Below are 21,042 nucleotides of genomic sequence, written 5' to 3'. Positions count from 1 at the left end.
CGCACTAATACGCTCAATCTCAGCTCGCCAGCCCCAACAGTGATGGATGAGGTTTATCAAGAGTTCACCATGCAGTTGGCATCCTGGGATACGCGTCGTGATTTCTGGCAGCAGACTGAATACTTCAAAAGTCGCAAAAGCGGTAACGCGCACAACGATGCGGCGCTGCTTGATGATTTGATCACCAACATCCAGTTCACGGCTGCCGATCCGGCGCGCAATATCTTAGATAACATCAAGCTGGTCGCCGAAACCGCCAGCGATGCCAACAATCTGCTGCGTCAATACATTGCTTATGCCAGCGAACGTGCGGCGCGTCATCTGAATGCGGAACTGAAAGGTGCCTGGCAGGCGCGCAGCGTGCAGCTGGCGTCGCAGGTGAATCGCCAGCAGGAAGTGGCGCAGTCGGTATTTGAACGTCAACGCCAGCGCATCGAGCAGGCGCTGAAAGTGGCGAGCGAGCAGGGCATCAAAGAGAACCGCGCACCGGCAACCGGCGAGGCGCTGCCAGACAGCGATCGTTTCCTGCTCGGGCAGCAAATGCTGCAGGCGCAACTCGACACTTTACAAGCCAGCGGACCTGCTTACGATTTAAGCTATGATCAAAATAAAGCGATGCTGAGTACGCTGCAGGCCGGGCCGCGTCTGGATAAACAATTCCAGACTTACCGCTACTTGCGCACCCCGGAAGAGCCGGTGTCGCGTGATAGTCCGCGCCGCCTGTTTATGATGATCATGTGGGGCGTGATTGGCGCGCTGGTCGGTGCGGGAGTGGCGCTGGTGCGTCGTCCGCGTTCAACGTTAGCAACGAGCCATTAAGAGAAGCCACGTGAAAGTTCTGACGGTATTTGGCACGCGTCCTGAAGCGATCAAAATGGCTCCGCTGGTGCAGGCGCTGGCGCAGGATGCTGCGTTCGAGTCGCGCTTATGCGTCACCGCACAGCATCGTGAAATGCTCGATCAGGTGCTGCGTTTGTTCCAACTGCAGCCTGATTATGATCTGAATATCATGCGCCCGGAACAAGGGCTGACGGAGATCACCAGCCGCATTCTGCAGGGTATGAAGACCGTTTTGGCCGATTTCCAGCCGGATGTGGTGTTAGTGCACGGCGATACCACCACCACGTTTGCGGCGAGCCTGGCGGCGTTTTATCACCAGATTCCGGTCGGCCATGTGGAAGCGGGTTTACGTACCGGTAATCTAATGTCGCCGTGGCCCGAAGAGGCCAATCGCACGCTTACCGGCCATCTCGCCAGCTATCACTTCACGCCCACGCAAAATTCGCGGCAAAACCTGCTGCGTGAGAATCTGCCGGATGCGCGCATTTTCGTCACTGGCAACACGGTGATTGATGCGCTGCTTTGGGTGCGTGACCGCGTGCTGGACGATGCCGATCTCAATGCGCGACTCGCCGCGCGTTATCCGTTCCTCGATGCCGACAAAAAGCTGATTCTGGTCACGGGTCATCGCCGCGAAAGTTTTGGCGACGGCTTCGAACGCATTTGCAGTGCGCTGGCGCAAATCGCGCGTCAGCATCCGCAGGTGCAAATTGTCTATCCTGTGCACCTCAATCCCAACGTCAGCGAGCCGGTTAATCGCATTCTCAGCGGCATCGAAAACATCATCCTGATTGAGCCGCAAGAGTATCTGCCGTTTGTCTGGCTGATGAATCGCTCATGGCTGATTCTTACCGATTCCGGCGGCATTCAGGAAGAAGCTCCATCGCTGGGTAAACCGGTGCTGGTGATGCGCGACACCACCGAGCGTCCGGAAGCGGTGGACGCAGGCACGGTGAAACTGGTCGGCACGGATATCAGTAAAATTGTCGCTGCAGTCAGCCTGCTGTTGCAGGACGATGAAGCCTGGCAGGCAATGAGCCGCGCGCACAATCCGTATGGCGATGGTCATGCCTGCGCGCGCATCTTGCAGGCCCTAAAACAACACAGAGTCTAACCATGCGTTTTGAAACCATTTCCGTTATCGGACTGGGCTACATTGGGCTGCCAACGGCGGCCGTTTTTGCCTCAAAGGGAAAGAAAGTCGTTGGTGTGGATATTAATGTCCGCGCCGTCGAAACCATCAATCGCGGCGATATCCATATCGTGGAACCCGAGCTGGGTGATGTGGTGCGCGAAGCGGTGCGAGCCGGTTATCTGCGTGCCACCAAGCAGGCCGAAGCCGCCGATGCGTTCCTGATCGCCGTGCCCACGCCGTTTATCGCCGACCATCAGCCAGATCTCAGCTATGTGCAGGCTGCGGCGCTGTCGATTGCACCAGTATTAAAAGCGGGCGACCTGGTGATCCTCGAATCCACGTCGCCGGTGGGCGCCACCGAGCAAATGGCGGAATGGCTGGCGGCGGCGCGTCCCGATCTGCGTTTCCCGCAGCACGGTGATGCGTGCGATGTGTTTATCGCTTACTGCCCGGAGCGCGTGTTGCCCGGCAAAGTGATGGTCGAACTGCTGGAAAACGATCGTGTGATTGGTGGCATGACGCCAGCCTGCTCCGCACGCGCCAGCGAGCTGTATCGCATTTTCCTGCGCGGCGCGTGTGTGGAGACCAATGCGCGCACCGCTGAGATGTGCAAACTGACAGAAAACAGCTTCCGCGATGTGAACATCGCCTTTGCTAATGAGCTGTCGCTGATTTGCGCCGAGCAGGGCATCAACGTGTGGGAGCTGATTGCGCTGGCGAATCGCCATCCGCGCGTCAACATCCTGCAACCTGGACCGGGCGTTGGCGGGCACTGTATCGCTGTTGATCCGTGGTTTATCGTGGCGCAAAACCCCGAGCAGGCGCGACTGATTCGCACCGCGCGCGAAGTGAATGACGCCAAACCAGGCTGGGTGCTGGATCAGGTAAAACAGGCGTTAGCAGAGTGCCTTACTGCCAGCGGTAAACGCGCCAGCGATGTCACCATTGCCTGCTTTGGTCTGGCCTTCAAACCGAATATTGATGACCTGCGCGAAAGCCCGGCGATGAGCGTCGCGCATCGGATTGCCGAATGGCACAGCGGCAAAACCTGGGTAGTTGAGCCGCATGTAAAAGACATTCCGCAACGTCTGGCGCACGAAGCCACGCTGGTTGCCACTGACGTAGCGCTGCAGCAGGCGGATATTCTGGTTATGCTGGTTGATCACGCCCAGTTCCGCGCGATTGATGCGGCACCGATTGCCCAGCCGTGGATTGTTGATACCAAAGGCGTCTGGCGATGAAACAGTTTCTGGTCACCGGCGGAGCAGGTTTTATCGGTTCGGCGCTGGTGCGCTTTCTGATTGAAAACACCGATCACCGCGTAGTGGTGGTCGATAAATTGAGCTATGCCGGCAATCTGGCGTCGCTGGCGCCGGTGCAACAGGATGCGCGTTTTGCCTTTGAGCAGGTGGATATTTGCCATCGCGCCGAGCTGGATCGCGTTATGGCGCAGTATCAGCCGGATTGCATTATGCACCTGGCGGCGGAAAGCCATGTTGACCGTTCGATCGATGGGCCAATCGCCTTCGTCGAAACCAATATTGTCGGCACCTATCAGCTGCTGGAAGCGGCGCGTCATTACTGGAATGGCATGGCAGATGAGCGCAAAAAAGGCTTCATTCTGCATCATATCTCCACTGATGAAGTGTTTGGTGACCTGCACGGTAGCGACAATTTCTTTACCGAAACCACGCCGTATGCGCCGAGCAGCCCCTATTCCGCGACCAAAGCCAGCAGCGATCACCTTGTGCGCGCCTGGCTGCGCACCTACGGTTTGCCGGTCATCATCACCAACTGTTCCAACAATTACGGTCCGTATCATTTCCCTGAAAAGCTGATCCCGCTCACTATCATCAATGCGCTGGCGGGTAAATCGCTGCCGGTGTATGGCAACGGCAGTCAGATACGCGACTGGCTGTATGTAGAGGATCACGCGCGGGCGCTGTATAGCGTGGTGAGCAGCGGCAAAGTGGGGGAAACCTACAATATTGGTGGCCACAATGAACGACGTAATCTTGAGGTAGTGGAAACGCTGTGCGATCTGCTGGATGAACTGGCACCGCAGCAGCGTGCGCCGCATCTGGCTCGTTATCGTGACCTGATTGCCTTTGTTACCGATCGTCCCGGCCACGATCAGCGCTACGCCATTGATGCCAGTAAAATCGCGCGCGAGCTGGGTTGGACGCCGCAGGAAACTTTTGAGAGCGGTATCCGCAAAACGGTGCAGTGGTATCTGGCCAATCCGCAATGGTGGCAGTCGATTCTTAACGGCAGCTATCGTGGCGAGCGTTTAGGCTTAGCCACGCCGCGCTGAAACCCATGATGAAGGAGCCGCGATGAAAGGCATCATTTTAGCCGGTGGTTCGGGTACGCGTTTGCATCCGATTACTCGCGCCATCTCGAAACAGCTGTTGCCGGTGTACGACAAGCCGATGATTTACTATCCGCTGTCGGTACTGATGCTGGCAGGGATCCGTGAAATCCTGATCATCACCACGCCGGAAGATCGTGCACACTTTGAACGCCTGCTGGGCGACGGCAGTGAATTCGGTTTGCAGTTGGCCTATGCCGAGCAGCCGAGCCCGGATGGGTTGGCGCAGGCGTTTATTATTGGTGAATCCTTTATCGGCGATGATCACTGTTGCCTGGTGCTGGGTGACAATCTTTATTTCGGCCAGGGATTCAGCCCCAAACTGAAGAAAGTGGCCGCGCGCAGCAGCGGCGCGACCGTTTTTGCCTATCAGGTGATGGATCCGGAACGTTTTGGCGTGGTGGAGTTTGATGACGACTTCAACGCGCTCTCCATTGAAGAGAAACCGCAGCAGCCGAAATCGCGCTGGGCGGTAACCGGCCTCTATTTTTACGATAACCGCGTGGTGGAGTTTGCCAAACAGGTGAAACCTTCCGAGCGGGGTGAGCTGGAAATCACCGCCATCAACCAGATGTATCTCGATCAAGGTGAGCTTTCGGTGGAGTTGCTGGGGCGCGGATTTGCCTGGCTGGATACCGGCACGCACGACAGCCTGATTGAGGCGAGTATGTTTGTGCAGACGGTGGAAAAACGTCAGGGCTTTAAAATTGCCTGCCTGGAAGAGATTGCGTGGCGTAACGGCTGGCTGAGCGATGCCCAGCTTTTAGCCGCCGCTCAGGCGCTAACCAAAACCGGCTACGGCCAGTATCTGCTGGATGTTCACAATGCCCGTCCGCGTCAATATTGATCCCCTTAAATGGGAAAATGACTTCTTCGGTCAGAACAGCGCACGCTTGTCGCTGGATGGCGATCTGCCGCTGGCCGAGGCGCTTCAGCAGCCGTATGCGCTGTGGCAGATGAAGGTGCCCGCTGAACGGGTTGATGCCATTGATGCATTGAGTCAGCACGGTTTTCAGTTGGTGGAAGGCGAAGCCGATCTTTCCCTCAGCATCAAACATACTGAGCGGCAAGTTGGCGTGCGCATCGCACGGGAAGCGCAAATCCCGGCGCTGCGTGAAGCCGCTGCACAGGCGTTTAGCCAGAGTCGTTTCCGCGCGCCGTGGTTTGCGGCGGAGGACAGCGGACGTTTTTACGCGCAGTGGATTGAAAATGCGGTGCGCGGCACCTTCGATAATCAATGTCTGGTGGCCTGCGATGAGCAGGGCGCGCTGCAAGGTTTTGTCTCGATGCGCGAAGCTGACGGCGAAATGCGCATCGGTTTGCTGGCGGTATTGCCTGGCGTACAAGGCTGCGGCGTTGGCCAGCGCTTATTGCTCGCTGCCGCCGACTGGGGCCGCGTGCGTCAGCTAACACATCTGCGCGTGGCGACTCAGCTCAGCAATCTCACGGCTATGCGCCTCTATTTACGTAGCGGTGCGCGGCTGGAAAGCACCGCTTACTGGTTCTACAGGAAAGCCTCATGATCCCATTTAATGCGCCGCCGATTGTCGGCAGCGAAGTTGAATATATGCAGTCGGCGATGGCCAGCGGCAAGCTGTGCGGCGATGGCGGCTTTACTCGCCGCTGTCAGCAGTGGATGGAGCAACATTTCGGCAGCAAGAAAGTGCTGCTGACGCCATCTTGCACCGCGTCGCTGGAGATGGCGGCGCTGCTGATTGATCTGCAGCCTGGCGATGAAGTGATCATGCCGAGCTACACCTTCGTCTCCACCGCCAACGCCTTTGTGCTGCGCGGCGCGACCATTGTGTTTGTCGACGTGCGTCCCGATACGTTGAATATCGATGAAACGCTGATTGAAGCGGCGATCACGCCGAAAACCCGCGCCATCGTGCCAGTACATTACGCGGGCGTGGCCTGCGAGATGGACAGCATCATGGCGCTGGCGGCGAAGCATAAACTCTATGTTATCGAGGATGCCGCGCAAGGCGTGATGTCGCAGTACAAAGGACGCGCGCTCGGCACCATTGGTCACATTGGCTGCTTTAGCTTTCACGAAACCAAAAATTACACCGCTGGCGGCGAAGGCGGTGCAACGCTAATTAATGACGCGAAGCTGGTGGAGCGAGCCGAGATCATTCGTGAAAAAGGCACTAATCGCAGCCAGTTTTTCCGTGGTCAGGTGGATAAATATACCTGGCGCGATATTGGCTCCAGCTATTTGATGGCGGATCTGCAAGCGGCCTATTTGTGGGCGCAGCTGGAAGCGGCGGAGCAGATTAATCAGCAGCGCCTGCGTTTGTGGCAGCGCTACTACGACGCGCTACAGCCGCTGGCGGCAGCAGGTCGTATTGAGCTGCCGGTGGTGCCAAAAAATTGCCGCCACAATGCACATATGTTCTACATCAAGTTGCGCGACAGCGACGATCGTCAGGCGCTGATCAGCTGGATGAAAGAGGCGGAAATCCTCACGGTGTTCCACTACATTCCGCTGCACTCGTCGCCAGCGGGTGAACGTTTTGGCCGCTTCCACGGTGATGATGCCTTTACCACGCTTGAAAGCGAGCGCCTGCTGCGTCTGCCGCTGTTTTACAACTTATCGGATAACAACCAGCGCACGGTGATCAGTTCGCTGCTGAGTTTCTTTGCCTGATGTCATTAGCAAAAGCTTCAGTCTGGACCGCTTCTTCGACGCTGGTAAAAATCGTTGCTGGCTTGCTGGTGGTGAAACTGCTGGCGGTGAGCTTCGGGCCGGAAGGGATCGGGCAAGCCGGTAACTTCCGTCAGTTGATCACCGTACTCGGCGTGCTGGCGGGCGCGGGCATCTTTAACGGCGTCACTACGTTAGTCGCGCAACATCAGCAGCAGCCACAGCAGTTACGCGCGGTCACCGGCACGGCTTCGGCGATTGTGCTCGGCTTTTCAACGCTGCTGGCGTTGGTGTTTTTGCTGGCGGCAACGCCGATCAGCATGGCGCTGTTTGGCCATGCTGAATATGCAAACGTGGTGCGCATTGTCGCCTTTCTGCAACTCGGCATTGCCTGGGCCAACCTGACGCTAGCGTTGCTGAAAGGCTTTCGCGATGCGCGCGGTAATGCGCTGGCGTTGATTGCCGGAAGTGTAATTGGCGTGATGGGTTATGTGCTGTGCTGGTGGCTGGGCGGCTATGCCGGTGCGTTAGTGGGATTGGCGCTGGTACCGGCGCTACTGGTTTTTCCGGCATTGCTGATGCTGCGTCGCCATCGCGATCAGTTGCCGCTGAGCTGGCTGATGCCAAGCTGGCATCCCGAACTGGCGCGCAATCTGGCGAAGTTTACGCTGATGGCGCTAATCACCTCGTTCACCTTGCCGGTGGCGTGGGTGATGATGCGAAATCTGCTGGCCGAGCAACAAGGCTGGGCGCAGGTGGGTTTATGGCAAGGCGTTACCAGTATTTCCGATGCTTATCTGCAATTTATCACCGCCACCTTTAGTGTGTGGCTGCTGCCCACGCTGGCGCGGCTGGAGCAGAAGCCGCAAATCGCCCGTGAGATTGGGCGTGCGCTGCGCTTTGTATTACCTGCCGTGGCGGCAGCCAGTTTCTGCGTATGGCTGCTGCGAGATGTTGCTATCTGGCTGCTGTTTTCGCCGCAGTTCAGCGCGATGCGTGACCTTTTCGTCTGGCAGTTGTGCGGAGATGTGTTTAAAGTCGGTGCCTATGTTTTCGGGTATCTGGTGATCGCCAAAGCGTCGCTGCGTTTCTATATTCTGACGGAAATCAGCCAGTTTGCGCTGCTGACCGGCTTTTCCCATTGGCTGATTCCGCTGCACGGAACTGCCGGGGCCGCGCAGGCTTACATGGCAACCTACGTTCTCTATTTCGCCCTGTGTTGTGGCGCCTTCATGATTTATTGCCGGAAAAAATGACGACTTTTCACGTATTGGGATCGGATATCCCGCATCACAATCATACGGTGCTGCGCTTCTTTAATGACGTGATGAGCGCCGAGCTACCTGGCGATGCACCACGTAAATTTATGGTGGTTTCCAGCGCGCCCGAGACGCTGCATGCGTATAGCTCATTGCAGATTGAAACCTTTGCCAGCAAGCGTGCACTGGCGCAAGCGGTGATAGCGCGTGCCGCCGATCGCTCGCAGCGCTTCTTCTTTCACGGCCAGTTTAATCCCAGCATTTGGATAGCCTTATTGAGCGGCAAACTGCGCCGTCAGCAGGCGTTTTGGCACGTATGGGGCGCGGATCTCTATGAAGAAGGGCGCGGCCTCAAGTATCAGCTGTTTTATCTGCTGCGCAGAATGGCGCAAGGGCGCGTGGCGCGCGTGTTTGCGACGCGGGGTGATTTGCACCATTTTCAACAGCGCCATCCGCGCGTTCCCGCTTCGCTGCTCTATTTCCCGACGCGTATGCCGGATGTGGCGCCGCCCGCGTCGGTGGAAAGTCCCGATTTCACTATTCTGCTCGGCAATTCGGGCGATCGCAGTAATCGCCACATTGCCGGTTTGGAGGCGATTCGCGCGCAGTTTGGCGAACAGGTAAAAATCGTCGTGCCGCTCGGTTATCCGCAAAATAATCACGCTTACATCGAAGAGATTGCCGCTGCCGCACAGCGCCTGTTCCCGGCAGGGCAAGTGACGTTGCTGCGCGACAAAATCGACTTTGATGCCTATCTGACATTGCTTAGCCGCTGCCAGCTCGGCTATTTTATGTTCGAGCGCCAGCAAGGCATTGGTACGCTATGCCTGCTGATTCAGGCCAATATTCCGTTTGTGCTGAACCGCAAAAATCCGTTCTGGCGCGATCTCAGCGAGCAAGGCTTGCCGGTGCTGTTTAGTGAAGATGCGCTGGATGCGGCCAGCGTGGCCGAAGCGCAACGACAATTAGCGCAATGTGATCACGCATCGATTGCCTTTTTTGCCCCTGGCTATCTGGCAGGCTGGCGCGACGCGCTAACCCTGAGTGAAAGGGAGAGAACATGAGCCTGATGCAGTTTAGTGGTCTGCTGGTGGTTTATCTGTTTTCGCTGGGTTTCATTCTGACCCTAACCTGGCGGGAATTTAAGCGGGTGCGTTTCAACTTCCACCTGTTCTTCACCATTCTCTTTTTGCTGACCTTCTATTTCGGCTTCCCGCTGACCAGCGTGCTGGTGTTCCGCTTTAACGTGGCGGTGGTGCCGCCGGAATATCTGCTGCAGGCGCTGCTGGCCGCTACCAGCTTTTATGCCATCTATTACGTCAGCTACAAAGTGCGGCTACGGCCGGCCAATGCGCCTGCGCGTAAGCCCTGGCTGCAGATGAATCGGGTTGAAACCAATCTGACCTGTTTGCTGCTAGCGTTGGTAGCGATTGGCACCGTGACGGTGTTCTTTATGCACAACGGCCTGCTGCTGTTCCGGCTTTCGGCTTACAACCAGATTTTCTCCAGTGAAGTATCCGGCGTGGCGCTCAAACGCTTCTTCTACTTCTTTATTCCGGCGATGCTGATTCGCTACTTCCTCAAGCCAACCCAGCGTCAGTGGCTGTGGTTTTTGCTGGTGTCGGTGGCATTTGGCTTGCTGACATATGCGCTGGTGGGCGGCACGCGCGCCAATATCATCATCGCTTTCGCGCTGTTCCTGTTCATTGGTATTACACGCGGCTGGATCACGCTGTGGATGCTGGTCGGCGCCGGTGTGATGGCAATCGGCGGCATGTTCTGGCTGGCGCTGCGTCGCTATAACCTCGACGTGGTCGGCGATGAGGCGTTTTACACCTTCCTTTATCTGACGCGCGATACCTTCTCGCCGTGGGAAAATCTGGCGCTGTTACTGCAAAACTACGACAAGATCGATTTTCAGGGCCTGGCACCGATTTGGCGCGATTTCTACGTGTTCATTCCCAGCTGGATGTGGCCGGGACGTCCAGCAGCCATTCTCAACAGCGCCAACTACTTTACCTGGGAAGTGCTGAACAACCATTCCGGGTTGGCGATCTCGCCGACGCTGTTGGGTTCTCTGGTAGTGATGGGCGGCGTGTGGTTTATCCCAATCGGTGCGGTGGCTGTCGGCCTGCTGATGAAAGGATTCGATAACCTTTATCTCTATGGTCGCGATACCAGCAATCGCTACAGCGGGGCGATTTTGCAGAGTTTCTGCTTCGGCGCGGTGTTTAATATGATCGTGCTGGCGCGTGAAGGGCTGGATGCTTTCGGCTCGCGCGTGGTGTTCTTTTGTTTGATTTTTGCGGCCTGCATGTGGGCGGCTAAATTGCTTTACTGGCTGTTGGCGCGCGCGGGATTAATTCGTCCGCGCAGCGAGCCGGTTTTACACAGCCCTTCTTAACCTCTGGGCACAACGGGAAATTCATACCATGGAAACCGATAAGCCGCGCTATAGCCTGCGCGGAGTCGATCTTCACGCCTTCAACGATATGGCAAGCTTTCTGCGCTTTCTGCTGCCCGAGGGCAAACCTCGTTACGGCACGCTGGTGGCGATGAATGCCGAGAAAATGCTGACACTGGAAGAAGATGCGCAGCTACGCGCACTGATTGCTGAGGCAGAGTTCAAATATCCTGATGGCATCAGCATCGTCCGTTCGCTGCGTAAGAAGTATCCCCAGCTGCAGGTGAACCGCATCGCGGGCGCGGATCTGTGGGAAGCACTGATGGAGAGCGCGGGACGCAGCGGCATTCCGGTGTTTCTGATTGGTGGGCGTCAAGCTGTGCTGCAGGAAACCTGCGACAAGCTGCGGCGGCAGTGGAATGTGAATATCGTTGGCAGCCAGGATGGCTACTTTGCGCCTGAAGCACGCGACGCGCTGTTTGCACGTATTGCCGCAAGCGGTGCGCAGATTGTCACGGTGGCGCAAGGTTCGCCGCGCCAGGAGCTATTGATGCGTGATTGCCGCGCACATTGGCCGCATGCGCTTTATATGGGCGTCGGTGGCACTTACGATGTTTTTACCGGGCACGTTAAGCGCGCGCCCGTTTGGTGGCAAAAATCCGGGCTGGAATGGCTTTATCGTCTCATTCGGCAGCCTTCGCGTCTGCGTCGCCAATTAAAGCTGCTGAAATATTTGCGCTACCATTGGCGCGGCGATCTCTGAAATTGCTGGTTTTTCCAGCAAAAATACGAGGGTAAGCACCTCAAACTGCTGTAATTATCGATGGAATGCACAAAGCGTAATCAAACGCGTTTTTTTTCTAAAAAAGGGCTGGACAGCATGAGGTCAAGCCCGTAGTATGCCCATCCGCAACGGCGCTACGCGCCCGTAGCTCAGCTGGATAGAGCGCTGCCCTCCGGAGGCAGAGGTCTCAGGTTCGAATCCTGTCGGGCGCGCCATTTAGTTTGTGCGCAAGAGCTTCGGTGGTTGGTTAGACCGCGTTATGCAGTGAATTTTAGTAAGCGAGACATGCTTACGCACCAGAATTATGGTGGCTATAGCTCAGTTGGTAGAGCCCTGGATTGTGATTCCAGTTGTCGTGGGTTCGAGTCCCATTAGCCACCCCAGATTTTGCTCGGTCACGCGATGGTGGCGGAATTGGTAGACGCGCTAGCTTCAGGTGTTAGTGTTCTTACGGACGTGAGGGTTCAAGTCCCTCCCTTCGCACCAGGCAAAATTACGCAGTAGCGTTAAAGAAGTAAAAATCGGCGAGTAGCGCAGCTTGGTAGCGCAACTGGTTTGGGACCAGTGGGTCGGAGGTTCGAATCCTCTCTCGCCGACCATATTCGAAAAGCCTGCTTGAAAAAGCAGGCTTTTTTCGTTTGTACTCACCTTTCGAGTTCTCCACTCATCCCATCATTTCCTTAAAGCGTTATTCTGCACATTGTCGCTATTTAGATACATATAACTCACTGATTTATAATGGCATGACAATTCCTTGTATAGCTTGTCGTTTTGCGGAGACAGCTTTTGGGTTATGCGTCGTGATTTACAGACAGTGGCTCACACCTGGATCGTTGGGTGGGTTGTATCCTGTTGATATAAAATAACTTATTGCGTTAACTGCAACTTTGGCACGTCTTATGCAATAATCTCTCTGTAGATGCTCATTCCACCTCTTATGTTTGCTGATGCTACATAAACCTGGGAATGATGCAGAGCCCCTTACGGCATCCGTTGTCCAGCCTGGCAGTAATTGCGCACGCTTTACTGCAGTAAGAAGGACATTACGTTGAGTCGGATGCCATCAGTTGTCTAACGACCTGATCTTACACCTGCTTATGGCAGGTGTTTTTTTGTCTTCAATTTGGCGAAGGGTAGCTTCGGCTACTGACCGCAATGGTCAGTTAAGCCGCTTCCGGTTTTGCGATGAGTTCACTGGTCACGCGTATATCGAACTCAGTGAAAAGTGCAGTGGGAATTTTTTTATTACCTATCTTCTTCAGGCTCACAAAGCCGTGACCTTCCAACGTTTTCAGCGTCGCGGACAGATTACTGACCTGACGTCCCGAAAGCTCCGCCAGCTCTGTAACGGTCTGAGGTTTGCGCTCGTGCATAAGCTTGAGAAGTAGAATGTTCTCATTGCTAAGCACCTGCGCAATCGCGTTCATGGACGCAAACCAAACTTTGGGTTCATCAGCGTCAGGTTTGTACTGCCCACTTGCAATGCTCATCATTCGATTGCGCATATTCTCTGGAGAAATAATGCCAATGAGTGCTTTCATGATTTACCCTCTTTTTTACTGATTATTTTGTCTACATTTTCCAGAAAGTCTTCAAGCAGCTGGCTGGCCGAAACAAAGAAATAAGGCTGCCCTGAATCAACAGAGGTTTTATGCAAATGGTCATAAACCCGCCATTTTCCCGAAAAACCTCTCTTCGACGGCTTAATAGCATGAGCGTTATCTATGCCGAAGATGCGGGTGTTGTAATTGTTATGGAAGGTAAGATTGTACCTTATGCCATGCGGCCTGAACTTCGACGGTGCTTCTTTACGAACCTCAATTTTCCACCAATATCCGCTCTCATAAGTGAAGCGATATCCATCCATGTCGATCAGCGTATTTAATCCGTAGTCTTCATCATCCATATACTTATGACCCGATCATAACAATTTAATGTGGCTGTGTAAAATTTCATCAGAACCACACGGTAATGATCGAAACAGATCAGGATATTGATTAGCGATAAATTGCAGGCAAAAAAAAGCCGGGACCAGCCCGGCGTGCACAAAAGTAACAATCGTAAAATCAGGCGCTGGGATTGGTCTTCAGCGTAAGTAGCAGGCCTTCGCGACGCATTTTGGCGGCGTCTTCCGGGCGGTGCAGGCGGTCGTAGACATCGGCCAGCCAGGCATAATCAAACGCATCAGGACGCTGTGCCAGCGCTTGCTGGAACGCTTCTGCTGCCTGCTGCCATTCACCATGACGCATCAACATCTGTCCCAGCGTACTGTGCAGCAGCGGCGTGGCGCCATGCTGTTTAATTTGCTGACGTAGCGCTTTCTCCAGAGATTGCGGATCGCCACTTTTAATACGCGGCATCAGCAACACCAGACGATCGTCATATTGACGTTTCAGACCTTCCAGCACGATGCTCTGCGCGGTGTCCGGATCGTCACATTCGATCAGATGTTCTGCCATCGCCACCTGCAAGGCGGTTTCCTGACGCGTTTTGCGGCTCTGGTTCTGCCACCATTTTTTCAAACCGTCGCTGCCCTGATCGGCCATCGCCTGGTTCATCAGGCCCAGCCAGGCTTGTTGCTGCAAGGCATCGCGCTGTGCTTCATCATTGATCTGCACTTTCTGCATCGATGGCAGAATGTCGAGCAATGCGCCCCACGCGCCGGTACGAATGTAGGCTTGCTCTGCCAGACGCAACACTTCCGGATGGCGCGGCGCGACTTCCAGCAGGCGGTCAACACCGTGACGTGCAGCGTGATCTTCGTTGCGCGCCAGTTGCAGACGTACGCGCGTGATTTCAACCGGAATCGTATCATTCACCGACAACTCAGAAGCGCGCTCCAGGTGCTGATTCGCACGGATTTCGTCTCCGCGTTGCTGCGCCGCTTCGGCAGCCAGCAAGTAGTTGGCCACCGGCTGATCGGCGTGGTCGGCATTTTTCGACAGCAGTTTTTCTGCCTGCTTGAAGTCACCTTCCGCCAGTTTCATCAACGCGCTTTGCGTGTGGCGCTGTGCGCTACGACGCTTGCGACCGGTGAACCAGCCGCGTGTACGTGCGCCAGTGCGGAACAGGCGACGCAGAATCCATTCCACCAACAAAATTACCAGCAGGCTGAGAATCAAAATGATCGCCAGGCCCGTAACGCTGGTTTCAATGTTCCAGTTGTCGGTCTGGATCAGCACGTAGCCCTGATGGCCTGCGACCATCGGTCCAACCACAATGCCGGCAATCAGCAGCAGGAAAAGCACCAATACTTTCAGCATGGTTAGCCTCCCTGTTGATCAGCAGCAACCGATGGCTGAGCCAGCAAATTACGCACGCGAGTTTGCATCAGTTTTTCCAGCAGCGGCTGGCTTTCCAGCGTATCAGGCACATCCATCGAAATGCTCTGCTGGCTCAGTTCATCTAGCTGTGCAAGGAAGGCTTTGGTGGCGGCATCGTTGGTGTCGTACCAGGCGCGAACCCAGGTTGATACCGCATCGATAGACTGTTTGTAGATCTCATCCTGATGACGCGGGACGGCCTGGGCGGCAATCAGCAGGCGCGAACGAATGTTTTCGCGCAGGTAAACGTCCTGATTCGGTGCCAGCAGCGGCTGTGCGGTGTTATCGCGGCGGCGGATGGTGATGAAATCATCCATAAAGTTGTGCCAGCTTTTCACCAGATTTTGACGCCACTCATGCAGCGAACTGGAGAGCTCACCGCCATCGGCGTCCATAGGTGAATCATCACTGTCGTTGTCGGCCAGACGCAGATTATCAACGCCGTTCGACAGCTGATTGAGCTTGAGGATGGTGCCGTCATAATCAATCTGGCTGACGGCGGAGAGTGAACTGATGTCCTGCGTTAAGGCGCGACGCACGTTCATTACGCTTGGATCGTTCATGTCGGCCAGGCTGGTATCGGCACTTTTCAGTAACGCTGCCGCGGTGGTGACATCCTGATCGCTCCACAGTTTGCGGCCCGCCAGTTTGACGAGGTAATCCGCCTGCGCCAGCAGCCAGGTACGCGTGTCGTTTCCAGAGATGGTGGCGACTTTATCGCGCAGGGTTTCCAGCTCTTTGGCGCTGTTATCCTGCTGCGTGCGAGCTTCCTGCAAGGCGCTGTTAGCTTTATCCAGCTGTTGCGTCAGTTGCTGTTTGTCGCTGCCCAGTTGCTGCTGCAAGGTGCTCAGCTGCTCACTGAGATTCTGATTAGTTTGAGCCTGTAAATCGGCCTGGTGTTTCCCATTAAGGTAAAGTCCCGCCCCAATCGCCAGCGCAATCACAATCGCCACTGCACTCAGCACCTTGCCATCGCTTTTTTTATCGCGTGGTGGCTTGGTTGCTGGAGAGGGAGAATTGTCCGCTGGGGTGGTTTCTTCAACCATGGCGGAGGAGGCTTTTTGTTCCGTCATTATGGCTCATCCCATTGTTAAGTTCAGCGTAACGCGCGCAGCAGCGCGTCGTTATCGGCACCATCGGCTACATCAATGTCCTGCCAGCCTAATTCAGCGGCTTGCGTAGCCAAACGTTCACTGACGACCACAAGCCGACAGTGCAGTAACCATTCCCGACGATCAATTGGCGGAAACAGAGAAAAGAGTTGTTGTAACATCTCGCCGCTGGTAACCACCAGCGTTGTGATGCCGCGATCGCGCCAGCGGCGGCCTTCAGTCGCGCCGTTGTAGTGCTTTTCACAGCGCTGATAACACTCGCAATATTGCACCTCAGCGCCGCGCTCAATCAGCGTTTCCGCCAGCAACTCGCGCCCTGGGCTGCCGCGCAGAATAAGCGCGCGTTTGCCGCTAACCTGCTGCAGACGATTCAGACGCACCAGCTCTTCACTGGTCTCCCGCGCATGAGGATAGTCTACTTTTAGATTACTGACGGTATGCAGGGCTAAAGCAGTGCTGCGGCCAATAGCATAATAGTTGAGCGCTTCAGGCCACGCTGTCAGACTGAGTTGTAAAGCGGGCTGAGCGAAAGTGACGACCTGCTGCGACAGCAAAAACACCAGATCGCCCGGCTGGAGCGCAGCAAGTTGCTGAGGTAAATAAATAAGATCGCGACCCGGCGTGAATTCAATCAGCGGAAGGCTCCATGCCAGCTTGCCCAGGCTGCGCAAACGCGAGACCAGTTCAGTGGCGGCCGGTTCCGGGCGGGTCACGAGGATGGTCATGCTGGCGGTTGACCTTGATAGACTTCACGCAGAATGTCGCGCGCGCCGCCATCCAGCAGCTCTTCGGCCAGCGAAATGCCCATTTTTTCGGCGTGATCGCGTGGGCCACGACGATCGCCCACCACCATTTGGCTGCCATCCGGTGAGCCGACTAATCCGCGCAGCCACAGCTGATCGTCTTCCAGCACCGCGAAGCTACCAATCGGCACCTGACAACCGCCTTCCAGTCGTGTATTCATCGCACGTTCGGCACGCACGCACACGGCGGTATCGTCGTGATTCAGCGCCTGTAGCAGCGTAATCAGTTGTTCATCATCCACGCGGCATTCAATGCCGACAGCGCCTTGACCTACAGCGGGCAGAGAAATCTCTGCAGGCATTGCCTGACGAATGCGATCTTCCAGGCCTAAACGCTTCAAACCGGCCGCCGCCAGAATGATGGCGTCATATTCACCGGCATCGAGTTTGCCGAGACGCGTGCCGACGTTGCCGCGCAGCGAGCGAATCACTAAATCCGGACGACGGGCGCTAAGCTGACACTGGCGGCGCAGGCTGGACGTCCCGACCACCGCGCCTTGCGGCAGCTCATCAATACTGTTGTAACGATTGGAGACGAAAGCATCGCGCGGATCTTCACGCTCGCAAATGGTCACCAGACCGAGACCTTCTGGAAAATCGATCGGCACATCTTTCATCGAGTGAACGGCGAGATCGGCGCGCCCTTCCAGCATTGCCAGCTCAAGCTCTTTAACGAACAGCCCTTTGCCGCCAACCTTTGCCAGTGGCGTATCAAGAATGACATCACCTTTGGTGACCATCGGCAGCAGCTCAACTTGCAGACCCGGATGAGCCGCCATCAGGCGCTGTTGGACATATTGTGCCTGCCACAGAGCAAGGGGACTTTGTCTGGTAGCAATTCTGAAAATTTTGTTTAACATGCTGTTAACCATTTTGATCGTTCATCGAATATCCTATCATTGATAGGGGAATGCTGTCAGTTTCAACGGATTGAAAAGGCCGCGATGTCAGACTGTGCCTGGATCTTGAGGGTCGCAGTTTAGAGTCGAAGTCTGAAAAAAGCAGAGCTACGGTCGGAACATGCTAAACTGTTAAGTAGCGCAACTTTCTTTACGGTCAATCCTCCAGGTGTTAGATTGATCACGTTTCCAGCAATTATTTGCCCAATATCTTTATTATTAAGCGGCAAAATTCGGAAACAGGGTGCTTAACACTGGGACAATCAGGCGAAACGTCTTGTACCTCTACATTGAGACACTGAAACAGAGACTGGATGCGATTAACCAGCTGCGTGTAGATCGCGCACTGGCTGCCATGGGACCTGCTTTCCAGCAAGTCTACAGTCTGCTGCCAACATTATTGCACTACCATCATCCGCTGATGCCGGGCTACGTCGAAGGTAGCGTTCCGCATGGCGTCTGCCTCTACACGCCCGATGAAAATCAACTTCAGCTGCTGCAGAACTTAGCGGGCGGTCAACCGCTTGAACTCAGCTCTGCCGTCGCGGGCGAACGTCCGATTACCGGCATTTACTCAATGGGCAGCACCTCGTCCGTTGGGCAAAACAGCATCTCCGATCTCGACATCTGGGTGTGCCACCAATCGTGGCTGGATAATGAAGAGCGCCTCAATCTGCAGCGTAAGTGTACGCTGTTGCAGAAATGGTGTGTGTCGATGGGTGTGGAAGTCAGCTTCTTCCTGATTGACGAGAACCGTTTCCGCCATAACGAAAGCGGCAGCCTCGGCGGTGAAGATTGCGGTTCTACCCAACATATTTTGCTGCTGGATGAGTTTTACCGTACCGCCGTGCGTATGGCGGGTAAACGCATCCTGTGGAATATGGTGCCCGGCGAAGAGGAGCACCATTACGACGATTACGTCATGTCGCTCTATTCACAAGGCGTTCTGACGCCGAATGAGTGGCTGGATCTCGGCGGCCTTGGCACGTTGTCAGCGGAAGAGTACTTCGGTGCCAGCTTGTGGCAGCTGTATAAAAGTATCGATTCGCCGTACAAAGCGGTGCTGAAAACTCTTCTGCTTGAAGCCTACAGCTGGGAATATCCCAACACGCAGCTGCTGTCGATGGACATCAAGCAGCGCCTGCACGACGGCGAAATTGTCTGCTTCGGTCTCGATCCTTACTGCATGATGCTGGAGCGCGTGACGCGCTATCTCACCAGCGTTGATGACATGGCGCGTCTTGATTTAGTGCGTCGATGTTTCTATTTAAAAGTGTGTGAAAAGCTCTCGAGCGAAGATCACCATCATCAGCGCACCGGCTGGCGTCGCGAGATTCTATCGCAGCTGGTTAAAGAGTGGGGCTGGGATGAAGAGAAGTTAGCGGTACTGGATAACCGCGCGCAGTGGAAAATCGAACGCGTACGTGAAGCGCACAACGAGCTGCTGGATGCGATGATGCAGAGCTATCGCAACCTGATTCGCTTTGCGCGCCGCAACAATTTAAGCGTCAGCGCCAGCCCGCAGGATATCGGCGTGCTGACGCGTAAACTGTATGCCGCGTTCGAGGCGCTGCCGGGTAAAGTCACCTTAGTGAACCCGCAGATTTCGCCCGATCTTTCGGAAGAGAATCTCACCTTTATTCACGTCCCGGCGGGCCGCGCCAATCGCGCCGGTTGGTATTTGTATAACCAATCGCCGGACATGAGTTCCATCATCAGCCATCAGCCGCTGGAATATAACCGCTATCTGAACAAGCTGGTGGCGTGGGCGTGGTTCAATGGTTTACTGACCAGCAAAACGCGTCTGCATATGAAAGGCAACGATCTGTGCGATCTGCCGCGTTTGCAGGAGCTGGTGAACGATGTGTCGAGCCACTTCCCGCTGCGCGTGCCGGCACCGACGCCGAAAGCGCTCTACAGCCCGTGCGAAATTCGTCACTTAGCGATTATCGTTAACCTGGAACACGATCCTACCTCGGCGTTCCGCAATCAGGTGGTGCATTTTGATTTCCGTAAGCTGGATGTGTTCAGCTTCGGTCAGCAGCAGCAATGCCTGATTGGCAGCATCGATCTGCTCTATCGCAACTCGTGGAATGAAGTTCGTACGCTGCACTTCAACGGCGAGCAGGCGATGATTGAAGCGCTGAAAACCATTCTCGGCAAAATGCATCAGGATGCTGCGCCGCCGGATACGGTAGAAGTGTTCTGCTATAGCCAGCATCTGCGCGGTTTGATTCGTACTCGCGTGCAGCAATTGGTTTCGGAATGCATTGAGCTGCGTCTGTCGAGCACGCGTCAGGAACCGGGCCGCTTTAAAGCGTTGCGCATGGCGGGCCAAACCTGGGGCTTATTCTTCGAACGCATGAGCGTGTCGGTGCAGAAGCTGGAAAACGCCGTCGAATTCTATGGCGCGATTTCTAACAACAAGCTGCACGGCTTGTCGATCAAAGTGGAATCGAACCAGACGCCGCTGCCGCCGGTGGTAAACGGCTACGCCAGCGAAGGTATCATTCAGTTCTTCTTTGAAGATACCAATGACGATCGCGGCTTCAACATCTATATCCTCGACGAAACCAATCGCGTTGAGGTTTATCACCATTGCGAAGGCAGTAAAGAAGAGCTGGTGCGCGACGTGAGTCGATTCTATTCGTCGTCGCATGACCGTTTTACCTACGGCTCCAGCTTTATCAATTTCAACCTGCCGCAGTTCTACCAGATTGTTAATACTGGCGAACGTTTCCAGGTGATTCCTTTCCGCAGCCAAACGTTAACGCAGCTCTGCGCCACGCAGCCTGACAACGACAACGGCGACTTCCAGCCACGCTACCAAATGCATTGATCCCGCCTGCGTTCGCGCGGCGGGATGCGCTGTTACTCTGACCTGCCGCAGGAAATGCGGCTATTTCCTGTTGCTTTTACAACGTCAACTGCGATGATAAGCAACCATGGCTTAAGGACAGAAGAGCAGACAGAATGATACGAGTGATGAGTCAGCTGGGTATGGCGCTGGCACTGGTCAGCCTGGTAGGCTGTGGCCTGAAAGGACCGCTGTATTTCCCGCCGCAAGATCAGCCAAACAAGCCGAAACAGCAGGTCACCGAGCAGCAGCAAAAAGCCGCTCAGGATGCTGATGTCGGTGGTTTGGTCACCAGCAAGCCTGGTTCGCAGGCGAACTAAAATCTATGAGTAATCCGGCGGAGCAGAAAATGCAGTTCTCAAAAATGCACGGTCTCGGCAACGACTTTATGGTTGTGGATGCTGTGACGCAAAACGTCTTTTTTTCGCCGGAACTGATTCGCCGCCTGGCGGACAGAAATCTGGGGATCGGTTTTGATCAGCTGCTGATCGTCGAACCGCCTTACGATCCGGATCTCGATTTCCATTACCGCATTTTCAACGCCGATGGCAGCGAAGTCGCGCAGTGCGGCAACGGCGCACGCTGCTTTGCCCGCTTTGTGCGTCTGA

20 protein-coding genes and 4 tRNA genes are annotated in these 21,042 nt (G+C 55.2%); 18 read left to right on the top strand and 6 right to left on the bottom strand.

Going from position 1 to position 21,042, the window contains the following annotated elements:
• The 15 genes from wzzE to RTY00_RS03680 form a co-directional block, all read left to right on the top strand.
• A partial coding sequence (wzzE, locus tag RTY00_RS03750) for an ECA polysaccharide chain length modulation protein (RefSeq protein WP_312663436.1) occupies window positions 1-819 on the top strand: 819 nt, incomplete at its 5' end.
• Between the two features lie 10 nt (window positions 820-829).
• Window positions 830-1,954, top strand: coding sequence for a non-hydrolyzing UDP-N-acetylglucosamine 2-epimerase (wecB, locus tag RTY00_RS03745; protein WP_312663435.1), 1,125 nt, complete (start codon window positions 830-832; stop codon window positions 1,952-1,954).
• 2 nt (window positions 1,955-1,956) lie between these two features.
• On the top strand, window positions 1,957-3,216 hold the full coding sequence (wecC, locus tag RTY00_RS03740; protein ID WP_312663434.1) for a UDP-N-acetyl-D-mannosamine dehydrogenase: 1,260 nt from the start codon (window positions 1,957-1,959) through the stop codon (window positions 3,214-3,216).
• Entirely contained in the window at window positions 3,213-4,289 is a 1,077-nt protein-coding gene (gene rfbB / locus RTY00_RS03735; protein ID WP_312663433.1) for a dTDP-glucose 4,6-dehydratase, read from the top strand. Before wecC ends, rfbB begins: the two co-directional genes overlap by 4 nt.
• Before the next feature lie 22 nt (window positions 4,290-4,311).
• A complete protein-coding gene (gene rfbA, locus RTY00_RS03730; protein ID WP_008105754.1) occupies window positions 4,312-5,193 on the top strand; it encodes a glucose-1-phosphate thymidylyltransferase RfbA in 882 nt (293 codons plus the stop codon).
• A complete protein-coding gene (rffC, locus tag RTY00_RS03725; protein WP_312663432.1) occupies window positions 5,171-5,869 on the top strand; it encodes a dTDP-4-amino-4,6-dideoxy-D-galactose acyltransferase in 699 nt (232 codons plus the stop codon). The genes rfbA and rffC overlap by 23 nt, the downstream gene beginning before the upstream one ends.
• Entirely contained in the window at window positions 5,866-6,996 is a 1,131-nt protein-coding gene (rffA, locus tag RTY00_RS03720; RefSeq protein ID WP_312663431.1) for a dTDP-4-amino-4,6-dideoxygalactose transaminase, read from the top strand. Before rffC ends, rffA begins: the two co-directional genes overlap by 4 nt.
• Window positions 6,996-8,249, top strand: coding sequence for a lipid III flippase WzxE (gene wzxE / locus RTY00_RS03715; protein WP_312663429.1), 1,254 nt, complete (start codon window positions 6,996-6,998; stop codon window positions 8,247-8,249). The genes rffA and wzxE overlap by 1 nt, the downstream gene beginning before the upstream one ends.
• Window positions 8,246-9,316, top strand: coding sequence for a TDP-N-acetylfucosamine:lipid II N-acetylfucosaminyltransferase (locus RTY00_RS03710; RefSeq protein WP_312663428.1), 1,071 nt, complete (start codon window positions 8,246-8,248; stop codon window positions 9,314-9,316). Before wzxE ends, RTY00_RS03710 begins: the two co-directional genes overlap by 4 nt.
• A complete protein-coding gene (wzyE, locus tag RTY00_RS03705) occupies window positions 9,313-10,656 on the top strand; it encodes an ECA oligosaccharide polymerase (protein ID WP_008105761.1) in 1,344 nt (447 codons plus the stop codon). The genes RTY00_RS03710 and wzyE overlap by 4 nt, the downstream gene beginning before the upstream one ends.
• A gap of 28 nt (window positions 10,657-10,684) precedes the next feature.
• A complete protein-coding gene (gene wecG / locus RTY00_RS03700; protein ID WP_312663427.1) occupies window positions 10,685-11,419 on the top strand; it encodes a lipopolysaccharide N-acetylmannosaminouronosyltransferase in 735 nt (244 codons plus the stop codon).
• Window positions 11,420-11,578: 159 nt separating this feature from the next.
• Window positions 11,579-11,655 (top strand) — tRNA-Arg (locus RTY00_RS03695).
• Window positions 11,656-11,747: 92 nt separating this feature from the next.
• Window positions 11,748-11,823: transfer RNA gene (locus RTY00_RS03690), tRNA-His, on the top strand.
• Between the two features lie 16 nt (window positions 11,824-11,839).
• Window positions 11,840-11,926, top strand: a tRNA-Leu gene (locus RTY00_RS03685).
• A 36-nt stretch (window positions 11,927-11,962) separates the two neighbouring features.
• A tRNA-Pro gene (locus tag RTY00_RS03680) sits at window positions 11,963-12,039 on the top strand.
• 564 nt (window positions 12,040-12,603) lie between these two features.
• Here RTY00_RS03680 and RTY00_RS03675 read toward each other — a convergent pair.
• The 6 genes from RTY00_RS03675 to hemC all read right to left on the bottom strand — a co-directional run bounded on the left by RTY00_RS03675 (window position 12,604) and on the right by hemC (window position 17,538).
• Window positions 12,604-12,981 carry a MarR family transcriptional regulator gene (locus tag RTY00_RS03675; RefSeq protein WP_312663426.1) on the bottom strand — a complete coding sequence of 126 codons (378 nt, stop codon included), beginning with the start codon at window positions 12,979-12,981 and terminating at the stop codon, window positions 12,604-12,606.
• Window positions 12,978-13,346, bottom strand: a complete 369-nt coding sequence (locus RTY00_RS03670) for a DUF6516 family protein (protein ID WP_312663425.1) — start codon at window positions 13,344-13,346, stop codon at window positions 12,978-12,980. The genes RTY00_RS03675 and RTY00_RS03670 overlap by 4 nt, the downstream gene beginning before the upstream one ends.
• 160 nt (window positions 13,347-13,506) lie before the next feature.
• Window positions 13,507-14,703 carry a protoheme IX biogenesis protein HemY gene (hemY, locus tag RTY00_RS03665; RefSeq protein WP_312663424.1) on the bottom strand — a complete coding sequence of 399 codons (1,197 nt, stop codon included), beginning with the start codon at window positions 14,701-14,703 and terminating at the stop codon, window positions 13,507-13,509.
• A 2-nt stretch (window positions 14,704-14,705) separates the two neighbouring features.
• Complete coding sequence (gene hemX / locus RTY00_RS03660; protein ID WP_312663423.1) at window positions 14,706-15,836, bottom strand: uroporphyrinogen-III C-methyltransferase; 1,131 nt, start codon at window positions 15,834-15,836, stop codon at window positions 14,706-14,708.
• Between the two features lie 23 nt (window positions 15,837-15,859).
• The gene (hemD, locus tag RTY00_RS03655) at window positions 15,860-16,600 is read right to left on the bottom strand and encodes a uroporphyrinogen-III synthase (RefSeq protein WP_312663422.1); all 741 of its coding nucleotides are present in this window, start codon (window positions 16,598-16,600) and stop codon (window positions 15,860-15,862) included.
• A complete protein-coding gene (gene hemC, locus RTY00_RS03650) occupies window positions 16,597-17,538 on the bottom strand; it encodes a hydroxymethylbilane synthase (protein ID WP_312663421.1) in 942 nt (313 codons plus the stop codon). Before hemC ends, hemD begins: the two co-directional genes overlap by 4 nt.
• Window positions 17,539-17,854: 316 nt before the next feature.
• Here hemC and RTY00_RS03645 point away from each other — a divergent pair, with 316 nt between their 5' ends.
• The 3 genes from RTY00_RS03645 to dapF all read left to right on the top strand — a co-directional run.
• Window positions 17,855-20,416: a class I adenylate cyclase gene (locus RTY00_RS03645; protein ID WP_312663420.1), complete on the top strand. Its 2,562-nt coding sequence runs from the start codon at window positions 17,855-17,857 to the stop codon at window positions 20,414-20,416.
• Between the two features lie 134 nt (window positions 20,417-20,550).
• Entirely contained in the window at window positions 20,551-20,754 is a 204-nt protein-coding gene (gene lptM, locus RTY00_RS03640; protein WP_256698040.1) for an LPS translocon maturation chaperone LptM, read from the top strand.
• Window positions 20,755-20,783: 29 nt separating this feature from the next.
• On the top strand, window positions 20,784-21,042 hold a 259-nt coding region (dapF, locus tag RTY00_RS03635), incomplete at its 3' end, for a diaminopimelate epimerase (protein ID WP_312663437.1).

The sequence above is a fragment of the Pantoea sp. CTOTU49201 genome (genome assembly GCF_032054795.1).
Taxonomy (GTDB): Bacteria; Pseudomonadota; Gammaproteobacteria; order Enterobacterales; family Enterobacteriaceae; genus Pantoea; species Pantoea symbiotica.
This window is presented reverse-complemented; position numbering and strand designations above follow the sequence as displayed.

Excerpts from the sequence above, each read along its gene's own strand:
- wecC (WP_312663434.1), top strand. The coding sequence starts at position 1,957 with ATGCGTTTTGAAACCATTTCCGTTATCGGACTGGGCTACATTGGGCTG.
- rfbB (WP_312663433.1), top strand. The coding sequence starts at position 3,213 with ATGAAACAGTTTCTGGTCACCGGCGGAGCAGGTTTTATCGGTTCGGCG.
- rfbA (WP_008105754.1), top strand. The coding sequence starts at position 4,312 with ATGAAAGGCATCATTTTAGCCGGTGGTTCGGGTACGCGTTTGCATCCG.
- rffC (WP_312663432.1), top strand. The coding sequence starts at position 5,171 with ATGCCCGTCCGCGTCAATATTGATCCCCTTAAATGGGAAAATGACTTC.
- rffA (WP_312663431.1), top strand. The coding sequence starts at position 5,866 with ATGATCCCATTTAATGCGCCGCCGATTGTCGGCAGCGAAGTTGAATAT.
- wzxE (WP_312663429.1), top strand. The coding sequence starts at position 6,996 with ATGTCATTAGCAAAAGCTTCAGTCTGGACCGCTTCTTCGACGCTGGTA.
- RTY00_RS03710 (WP_312663428.1), top strand. The coding sequence starts at position 8,246 with ATGACGACTTTTCACGTATTGGGATCGGATATCCCGCATCACAATCAT.
- wzyE (WP_008105761.1), top strand. The coding sequence starts at position 9,313 with ATGAGCCTGATGCAGTTTAGTGGTCTGCTGGTGGTTTATCTGTTTTCG.
- wecG (WP_312663427.1), top strand. The coding sequence starts at position 10,685 with ATGGAAACCGATAAGCCGCGCTATAGCCTGCGCGGAGTCGATCTTCAC.
- RTY00_RS03675 (WP_312663426.1), bottom strand. The coding sequence starts at position 12,981 with ATGAAAGCACTCATTGGCATTATTTCTCCAGAGAATATGCGCAATCGA.
- RTY00_RS03670 (WP_312663425.1), bottom strand. The coding sequence starts at position 13,346 with ATGGATGATGAAGACTACGGATTAAATACGCTGATCGACATGGATGGA.
- hemY (WP_312663424.1), bottom strand. The coding sequence starts at position 14,703 with ATGCTGAAAGTATTGGTGCTTTTCCTGCTGCTGATTGCCGGCATTGTG.
- hemX (WP_312663423.1), bottom strand. The coding sequence starts at position 15,836 with ATGACGGAACAAAAAGCCTCCTCCGCCATGGTTGAAGAAACCACCCCA.
- hemD (WP_312663422.1), bottom strand. The coding sequence starts at position 16,600 with ATGACCATCCTCGTGACCCGCCCGGAACCGGCCGCCACTGAACTGGTC.
- hemC (WP_312663421.1), bottom strand. The coding sequence starts at position 17,538 with ATGTTAAACAAAATTTTCAGAATTGCTACCAGACAAAGTCCCCTTGCT.
- lptM (WP_256698040.1), top strand. The coding sequence starts at position 20,551 with ATGATACGAGTGATGAGTCAGCTGGGTATGGCGCTGGCACTGGTCAGC.